Annotated in this window: 8 protein-coding genes; 4 read left to right on the forward strand and 4 right to left on the reverse strand. The window is 56.0% G+C overall.

The features are described from left to right. The 3 genes from B2R48_RS11510 to der all read left to right on the forward strand — a co-directional run. Nucleotides 1–501, forward strand: a 501-nt coding sequence (locus tag B2R48_RS11510; protein WP_297000443.1) for a hypothetical protein, incomplete at its 5' end; no start/stop codon positions are given. A 69-nt stretch (nt 502–570) separates the two neighbouring features. Continuing rightward, complete coding sequence (locus tag B2R48_RS11515; RefSeq protein WP_297000444.1) at nt 571–1,905, forward strand: PQQ-like beta-propeller repeat protein; 1,335 nt, start codon at nt 571–573, stop codon at nt 1,903–1,905. Between the two features lie 114 nt (nt 1,906–2,019). Continuing rightward, a complete protein-coding gene (der, locus tag B2R48_RS11520; protein ID WP_062957496.1) occupies nt 2,020–3,555 on the forward strand; it encodes a ribosome biogenesis GTPase Der in 1,536 nt (511 codons plus the stop codon). 81 nt (nt 3,556–3,636) lie between these two features. Here der and B2R48_RS11525 read toward each other — a convergent pair whose 3' ends face one another. Together B2R48_RS11525 and B2R48_RS11530 are read right to left on the reverse strand one after the other, a co-directional pair. After that, entirely contained in the window at nt 3,637–4,125 is a 489-nt protein-coding gene (locus B2R48_RS11525) for a c-type cytochrome (protein ID WP_297000448.1), read from the reverse strand. 144 nt (nt 4,126–4,269) lie between these two features. Further along, entirely contained in the window at nt 4,270–5,301 is a 1,032-nt protein-coding gene (locus tag B2R48_RS11530) for an aldo/keto reductase (RefSeq protein ID WP_297000450.1), read from the reverse strand. A 110-nt stretch (nt 5,302–5,411) separates the two neighbouring features. Here B2R48_RS11530 and B2R48_RS11535 point away from each other — a divergent pair, with 110 nt between their 5' ends. Continuing rightward, on the forward strand, nt 5,412–6,314 hold the full coding sequence (locus B2R48_RS11535; RefSeq protein ID WP_297000453.1) for a LysR family transcriptional regulator: 903 nt from the start codon (nt 5,412–5,414) through the stop codon (nt 6,312–6,314). 47 nt (nt 6,315–6,361) lie between these two features. Here B2R48_RS11535 and B2R48_RS11540 read toward each other — a convergent pair whose 3' ends face one another. Both B2R48_RS11540 and purF read right to left on the reverse strand, forming a co-directional pair. Next, nucleotides 6,362–7,075 (reverse strand): SDR family NAD(P)-dependent oxidoreductase, encoded by a 714-nt coding sequence (locus B2R48_RS11540; RefSeq protein ID WP_297000456.1) that lies wholly within the window; start codon nt 7,073–7,075, stop codon nt 6,362–6,364. After that, a partial coding sequence (purF, locus tag B2R48_RS11545) for an amidophosphoribosyltransferase (protein WP_297000458.1) occupies nt 7,072–8,223 on the reverse strand: 1,152 nt, incomplete at its 5' end. The genes B2R48_RS11540 and purF, both read right to left, overlap by 4 nt.

An 8,223-nucleotide genomic window follows, 5' to 3' on the forward strand; every position in this document is an offset into this window, starting at 1 on the left:
AGCACCAGCATCGAAAACGGAACCCGTCTTGCCAATGCTGTAGAGCTGGCACAAGACAGCGCAACCGACGAGGACGCCGCACTGGCCGCCCTTGATGCGATTATTGCCGACGGCAATGCCGGTTTTGTCGCCCTTGGTCATTTCCAGAAGGCTGCGGTTTATCTGCGTTCGGGCGCAACCCCGTCCGCAATAACCGAACTCGAGGCGATTGCCGGTAATTCCGAGATTGATCAGGTTTACCGTGATCTTGCGGTTGTCCAGATCGCAATGAACAGTGCAAGCGCAACCAACGCACAGGAACTGATTTCGCGCCTGGAGCCGATCGCGGTGCCGGAAAACGCCTGGTACTACTCGGCGCGTGAAATGATTGCGCTGTTGCATATCGCCGGTGGCGAGGTCGAGGCAGCCAAGCCGCTTCTGACCGAGATCGCCGATGATAACAGCGCACCTGCGGGCATGCGTGCACGGGCAAGTGAAATTCTCAAGGCTGTTGGTGCCTGACGACACCCGGGCAGCAACGGGGCGCGATCAGCGGTCCATATGACGTGAGTTCTTTCAGGGGAAACGGTTTTGACCACACGCGGTATTAAGTCACTTCTGTGCGTAATGGGCCTTTCGGGCCTTTTGGCAGGGTGTTCTGGCTGGCTTGGCGAGGCGGAGGCCCCGCCACTTCCGGGGGAGCGTATCTCGGTCCTTGCCTTGCAAAGCACGGTTCAGCCTGATGTGGAACTCAGCGATCAGCGTGTGATCCTGCCCGAACCCGAACCTATGGTCGATTGGCCGCAAAATGGTGGTTACCCCAGCCACGCGCTTCATCATGTCGGTCTTGATAATGAAGTCCTTGAACAGGACTGGTCGATTGATATCGGCGAAGGGTCGATGGATGACAACCTGTTGCTTAATCAGGCGATTGTTGCACGTGGTGTGATCTTTACCATTGATGCCGCTGCCGAAGTTCGCGCCTTTGCCGCAAGCTCGGGCAAGGAAATCTGGTCGCTTGAACTCGCACCTGAGGACGAAGAAGACAGCACGCTTTTGGGGGGTGGTTTGGCATACGAAGCCGGGATCATCTATGCCACCACGGGCTTTGCCGAAATCATTGCCATTGATGCACCAAGTGCGACGGTCCTGTGGCGCCAGCAGGTCACCGCTCCGATGCGTTCCGCACCGACTGTGCGCGGTGGTCGCGTGTTTGCCATTACCATTGATAACCAGACCGTGGCGCTCAATGCGCGCACGGGCGAAAACCTCTGGAGCCATCGTGGTGCTGCCGAAGGCGCATCCTTTATCGGTGGTGCCAGCCCGGCGGTTGATCAGGGCGTTGTCATTTCGGCCTATTCCACCGGTGAGCTTTATGCCCTTCGCGTGGAAAACGGTCAGGTGATCTGGTCTGATGCGCTGGCGGCTGCCGGTCGTACTGATGCGGTATCGGCCATTGCCGATATTCGCGGCTTGCCGGTGATTGATAATGATCTGGTGGTTGCGACAAGTAACTCCGGTCTGACCACGGCGATTGACCTGCGTACGGGCTATCGCGTCTGGGAATTGGAAGCCGGTGGCATCCAGTCGCCATGGGTGGCCGGCGATTACGTATACCTGCTAACCAATACAAATGACTTGATTGCCTTGCGTCGGAAGACCGGACAGGTTAAATGGGTGACCGTTCTGCCCCGTTTTACCGATCCCGAGGAACAGGAAGGCCCGATTGTCTGGACAGGGCCGGTTCTGGCCGGTGACAGGTTGATCGTTGGTAACGAGCAGGGCGAAGTAATGACTGTTTCCCCTTATAGCGGTGATATCCTCGGTCAGGATGAAGTATCCGGCCCGATCACTTTGCCGCCATCTGTTGCTGGTGACAGCCTTTACTTCCTGACTGCGGATGCCGATCTAATCGCATATCGCTGATCAGTCAGGAACGAATACAGTTTTCGCAAGGTTCCCTTGCAGGTTTTGCGATGCGCCGTGGGCCTCAATGCCCGCGGCGCATAACGCCTTTTATAACGAGAGTCTGAAAATCAGATGTCGCTGAAAGTTGCCATTATCGGTCGCCCCAATGTCGGGAAGTCGACCCTGTTTAACCGTCTGGTCGGCAAAAAGCTGGCACTTGTGGACGATCAGCCCGGCGTGACCCGTGACCGCCGTTACGGCAAGGCGCGCCTTGGCGATATGTCGTTTGACATTATCGACACTGCCGGTCTGGAAGAAGCGTTTGATAATTCCGTCGAAGGCATGATGCGCCAGCAAAGTGAGATGGCGTTCGAGGAATGCGATGTTGCGCTGTTCCTGATTGATGCCCGTGCCGGCCTGACACCGCTTGATAACCATTTTGCCGACTGGCTGCGCAAGCGCCAGAAGCCGGTCTATGTCATTGCCAACAAGCATGAAGGTCGTGATCAGGACCCGGGGTTGTACGAGGCATACGGCCTTGGCCTTGGCGATGTCGCGCCGATTTCGGCCGAGCATGGCCTTGGGATTGAGCTTCTTTATGATATGCTTGAGCCGCACTGGAAGGAATGGAAAGACCGCGAACGCGTTGCCAGACAGCATGCGCGCGAAGCCGCACAAGAAGCCCTGGACGAAGCCCGTGCAGATAGCCTTGCGGATGACGATTTCGACGATGAAGACGGTTTTGCCGATGACGAAGGCGAAGTCTTCCCGTCCTATGAGATTGAATTCAGCGAAGACGATGAAGACGAAGATGGCGAACTGATTGTCGAAGGCGCACGTGACAATTCGAAAATCCAGTTGGCGATTGTCGGTCGTCCGAATGCCGGTAAATCAACGCTTCTCAACCAGCTTCTGGGTGAAAACCGTGTGATGACAGGCCCGCAGGCCGGCTTGACGCGCGATTCCATCGCTGTTGACTGGTCCTATGACGGGCGTCCGATCCGACTGGTTGATACCGCCGGGATGCGCCGCAAGAAGAAGATCGATGACCGCGTTGAAAAGCTGTCCGTCGCCGATACCCTGCGCGTGATTCGCTATGCGCAGGTCGTGGTTTTGATGATCGATGCGACCAACACGCTTGATAAGCAGGATCTGACGATTGCGCGTATGGTGCTTGAAGAGGGCCGTGCGCTGATCATTGCGGTTAACAAGTGGGATGCGATCAAGGACAAGGCGGGCGTCATGCAGGACCTGCGTGACAAGCTTGACGTTTCCTTTGCACAGGCCAAGGGCATTCCGGTTCTGACCTTCTCGGCCCTGACCGGGCGTGGTACGGATCGCCTGATGCCGACGGTGCTTGATATCCACGATATCTGGAGCCGCCGTATCCCGACTTCGCAACTTAACCGCTGGCTTGAAGCTGTTACCGAACGCCACCTGCCGCCAGTCATTTCCGGGCGTCGTATTCGCCTGCGTTATATGACCCAGGCGAAATCGCGTCCGCCAAGCTTCTTTATCAACTGCTCCAAGGCGGCTGAGTTGCCCGAAAGCTACACGCGCTATCTGATCAATGGCCTGCGCGAAGATTTCGACATGCCGGGCGTTCCGATCCGCATCTATTTGCGCAGCAGCGACAACCCCTTTGCCAACAAGAAAAAGAAACGCTAGTTTCGATTTATAGCCAAACACAACAAAGCCGCCCGTCGGAAACGAGGGCGGCTTTTGTGTGTCTTGGGTGTTCCGGGCGCTTTAATCGATGGCAGTCGACGGACCGTTATCAATGATTTCCTTGATATGGTCGGGAAGGTCCTGTTCGGTGAAGCCTTCCTGAATTTCGCGGCTTTGGACAAAGGCGAAAATATCTGCGATGTCCTGGCCGGAAAAATCGATCTGATAGCCAAGATCGGCCTGCTGCAGGGCCAGCATCTGCGGCGCGCCGCGCCACATGCGGGCAAAGAATTCAAACGGCTCGCGCGCGATATTCATGTTTGATGCATCAAGGCTGGTCGCAGTGTTGCTACCGACATTGTTGACCGAATGACAGATGACGCAGCCACGTTCGGCAAACAGGGCCTTACCGCGTTTTGCATCCATTTCCGGTATCGTGGTCGTCGGGGACCCGTTTCCGCCTGCCTGCGCCTCTGTGGTGGTCTGCAGGGTTATGGGGGTTGCAATGATCAGTGCCAAGCCAACAGCCCCCAAAGGGGCAAAGATGCAATTACGAAGCGCCTGTTTCATGGCAATACCCAGATTGATTGTTGCGGATTGAGGCCATGCTAACGACCCGGGGCGGGTAAATGCAATCAATTGATGGTGCTTGCAAATTTTAAATACTTTCCCGGGTGAGCGGTGGGGGCGAACACCCGGGAAAAAGACCCGGTATCAGGCCGCCGGATTTAGCAACGCAAACCCGTCCTGTATGTAATAGGGATAGTGTGGATAGGGCGGTGTCCGTTCACTCACCTTGTTAAGACGCGCGATCTGATCGTCGCTAAGTGACCATCCAACAGCGCCAAGATTGTCGATCAGCTGTTGCTGATTGCGCGCCCCGATGATTACAGAGGATACCGTCGGGCGTTGCAACAGCCAGTTAATCGCGATTTGCGGCACGGTCTTTCCGGTTTCATCGGCAATTTCGGTAAGCACATCGACGATGTCATAAAGTGTTGCGTCATCAACGGGTGGGCCGAACTGACTGGTTTCGTGCAAGCGGCTTTGGGCCGGGATCGGGGTGTTGCGGCTGATTTTGCCGGTCAGGCGACCCCAGCCAAGCGGGCTCCAGACCATTGCGCCAAGGCCCTGATCCTTGCCAAGCGGCATCAGATCCCATTCGTAGTCACGACCAACCAGCGAATAGTAAACCTGATTGGCGACATAGCGCGATAAACCATGGCGTTCGGCAATCGACAACGATTTCATGATCTGCCAACCGGCAAAGTTTGACACCCCGATATAGCGGATCTTTCCCGCCCGGATCAGATCATCAAGGGTGACCAGAACTTCCTCGATCGGTGTGTAGGCGTCAAAGGCATGAAGCTGCAACAGATCGATGTAATCGGTGCCAAGACGCGAAAGCGCCTGTTCGGTGCCGGTAATCAGGTGGCCACGTGCGGTGCCGTAATCATTTGGCCCTTCGCCCATCGGCAGTCCGAGTTTGGTCGAGATCATGACGCGGTCGCGCCGTCCCTTGATCGCCTGACCCAGAACGGTTTCAGACGCGCCGTCGGAATAAACATCGGCACTGTCAAAAAGGTTCACCCCATGTTCAAGGCAGATATCAATCAGTGATGTGGCTTCAATGGCGTCTGTCGTTCCCCAGTTCGAAAAAAGCGGACCTTGCCCGCCAAAGGTCCCGGTGCCCAGTGACAGGACGGGAACCCTAAGGCCGGAGCAACCCAGTTGTCTGTATTCCATATTCAATCTCCTGACAGGTGATCGTGTGAACTGCCTGCGAATATGGACAGAAGATCTATTTTCAACTAGTAAGACCTAAGGAACATTATTTGTGAGTTGAATTCCACTTGGTGCGTCTTGACACAAATCGTTCCGGGGAAATGGAAGTCTATGTCCGCGTGGTCGAACGCGGCGGATTTTCTGCGGCGGCACGTGATTTCAATATGACGCCATCAGCTGTCAGCAAGCTTGTTCGACGGCTTGAAGGCCGCCTTGGCGTGCGGTTGTTAAATCGTTCGACCCGGAAGTTGCAGCTGACCCCCGAAGGTCAGCGGTTTTATGACCGTGCAGTCAGTGTTCTGGCGGATTTGACCGATGCAGAGGACGAAGCTGCAAGTGCCGTGCAGCCGCGTGGCAAGCTGCGCGTTACGGTGAACCTGCCTGTCGGATTGCATCGTATCTTGCCACTTGTACCAAGGTTTCAGGCACAGTTCCCTGATATTGATCTTGATATCACGGTCAGTGACAAGGTCGTCGATTTGTACGAGGAACGCGCCGATGTCGCTATTCGTAGCGGCCCTATGCAATCGTCGGGGCTTATCGCGCGCAAGCTTGGGCAATGTCCGATGGTGATTGTCGCGTCACCGGACTATTTGGACACGTTTGGTACGCCGCTTCGTGTCGAGGATCTAAGCAACCATCGACTGATCGGCTATAACTTCCCGCGCGCGATCAGTGAGTGGTCATTTGATGATCAGGGGACAATCAAAACCGTTATGCCCGGTGGCAAGGTCTGTGTCGGGGATGCGGAAAGTGCACGTTTGTTGACGGTTGCCGGTGGCGGCATTGCGCGTTTGGCGGCTTTCCATGTCAGGGACGATGTGGCAGCCGGACGGCTGCGTGTGTTGCTGGCGCCATTCCAGCCCGATGGCGGGGTTGATATTCATGCCGTTTATGTCGGGCAGGGCGGGTTGATGCCCGCACGTGTGCGGGCGTTTCTGGATTTCTGTATTGAAAATGTCGATCTGAACTGAAAAAGGCCGGGCAAAACCCGGCCTTTGAATTTGGTGTCCATCTGAACTTAGAAAGCGTTGACCACTTCACCATGTTTGGTGCAGGACACCTCGGCCAGATCGACAAACACATCGGTGATGCTTTCGGGCGTCGGCAGGGTCTGGGGATCTTCGCCCGGATAGGCTTCGGCGCGCATTTTGGTGCGGATGCGGCCCGGATTGATCAGGTTGACCTTGACCTTGGTTTCTTCGAGTTCCTGCGCATAGGACAGAACAAGGCTTTCAAGCGCTGCCTTGGTCGAGGCATAAAGGCCCCAGAAGGCGCGTCCCTTGGATGAGGCGTTGGAGGTCACGAAGATCGCCCGGCCCGCGTCAGAAAGCTGCAGGAGCTTGTCTGTGGTGCGGATCAGGTGGAAATTGGCCGTGACGTTGGTGGCATAGGTGTTCTGGAACACCTGCGCATCAATATGGCCGACCGGGGCGATTTCGCCCAGAAGGCCTGCGTTACCAACCACAATATCCAGCTTGCCGAACCGCTCATAGATCGACGGGCCGAGCATATCAATCTTGTCAAACATGGTCAGATCGAGCGGCAGCAGGGTAATCTTGCCACCGGCATCCGTGACGTCGTCACTGAGTTCTTCGAGCGCACCGACATTGCGGCCAATCGCAATCACATGCGCGCCCTCGGCCGCAAAGCGCTTGGCAACAGCACAACCGATCCCGTGCGACGCCCCGGTTATCAGGGCGACGCGACCTTCAAGCCGCTTGGTATCGGTCATGCGGACTGCCTTTCAACCAGCTGGGTGAGCTTGCGGTCCTTTTTTTCGGCATTGTGATCGGTGAGCTTGATCGGGTAATCACCCGTGAAACACGCATCGCAGAAAGCCGGATCGTCATTGTCGCGGCCCGGAAGACCCGTCGCCCGATAAAGGCCGTCAATGGTGACAAAGGCCAGGCTATCAACGCCGATGATCTTTGCCATGCTTTCGATGTCGTGATTGGCCGCCATCAGTTTATCCTTGGACGGGGTATCAACTCCATAGAAGCACGGGTTCATGGTCGGGGGGCTGGTGATGCGCATATGGACCTCTGCCGCACCGGCCTGACGGACCAGATCAACAATTTTGGTCGAGGTGGTGCCACGCACGATCGAATCATCAACCAGAATAACGCGCTTGCCCTTGAGCTTGCCCGGGTTGGCGTTGTGCTTCAGCTTCACGCCAAGGTGGCGGATCTGATCGGTCGGCTCGATGAAGGTACGCCCGACATAGTGGTTTCGGATGATGCCAAGTTCGAACGGAATTTTGCTTTCTTCGGCATAACCAAGTGCCGACGGCACGCCGGAATCCGGGATCGGCACGACAACGTCGGCATCAACAGAGGATTCACGGGCCAGCTCGCGGCCGATATTCTTGCGCACGTCATACACGCTTGTGCCTTCGACAATGCTGTCGGGGCGGGCGAAATAGACATGCTCGAAAATGCAGAAGCGCGACTTTTGCGGCTTGAACGGCTTGATCGATCGCAGTCCATTATCGGTAATTTCAACGATTTCGCCCGGTTCGACGTCGCGGATGAATTCCGCGCCAACAATATCAAGGCCAACCGTTTCCGATGACAGGATATAGGCATCATTAAGCTTGCCCAGAACCAGCGGACGGACACCAAGCGGGTCACGCACACCGATGAGTTTCTTCTGGGTCATGACGACCAGTGAATAAGCACCTTCAACCTGACGGACCGCATCGATCAGGCGATCGACGATCTTTTCATACAGACTGGTCGCAATCAGGTGAATGAAGGTTTCTGTGTCCGAGGTCGATTGAAAAATCGAGCCACGTTTCACAAGGCGTTCACGCACCGCAAGCGAGTTGGTCAGGTTGCCGTTATGGGCAATCGCCAGACCACCGAATTCAAAATCGGCAAA

Origin of the sequence: Thalassospira sp. UBA848 (genome assembly GCF_002295455.1) — a bacterium.
Lineage (GTDB): Bacteria > Pseudomonadota > Alphaproteobacteria > Rhodospirillales > Thalassospiraceae > Thalassospira.

Coding starts and splice junctions, on each gene's coding strand:
- der (WP_062957496.1), top strand. CDS start 2,020: ATGTCGCTGAAAGTTGCCATTATCGGTCGCCCCAATGTCGGGAAGTCG.
- B2R48_RS11525 (WP_297000448.1), bottom strand. CDS start 4,125: ATGAAACAGGCGCTTCGTAATTGCATCTTTGCCCCTTTGGGGGCTGTT.
- B2R48_RS11530 (WP_297000450.1), bottom strand. CDS start 5,301: ATGGAATACAGACAACTGGGTTGCTCCGGCCTTAGGGTTCCCGTCCTG.
- B2R48_RS11540 (WP_297000456.1), bottom strand. CDS start 7,075: ATGACCGATACCAAGCGGCTTGAAGGTCGCGTCGCCCTGATAACCGGG.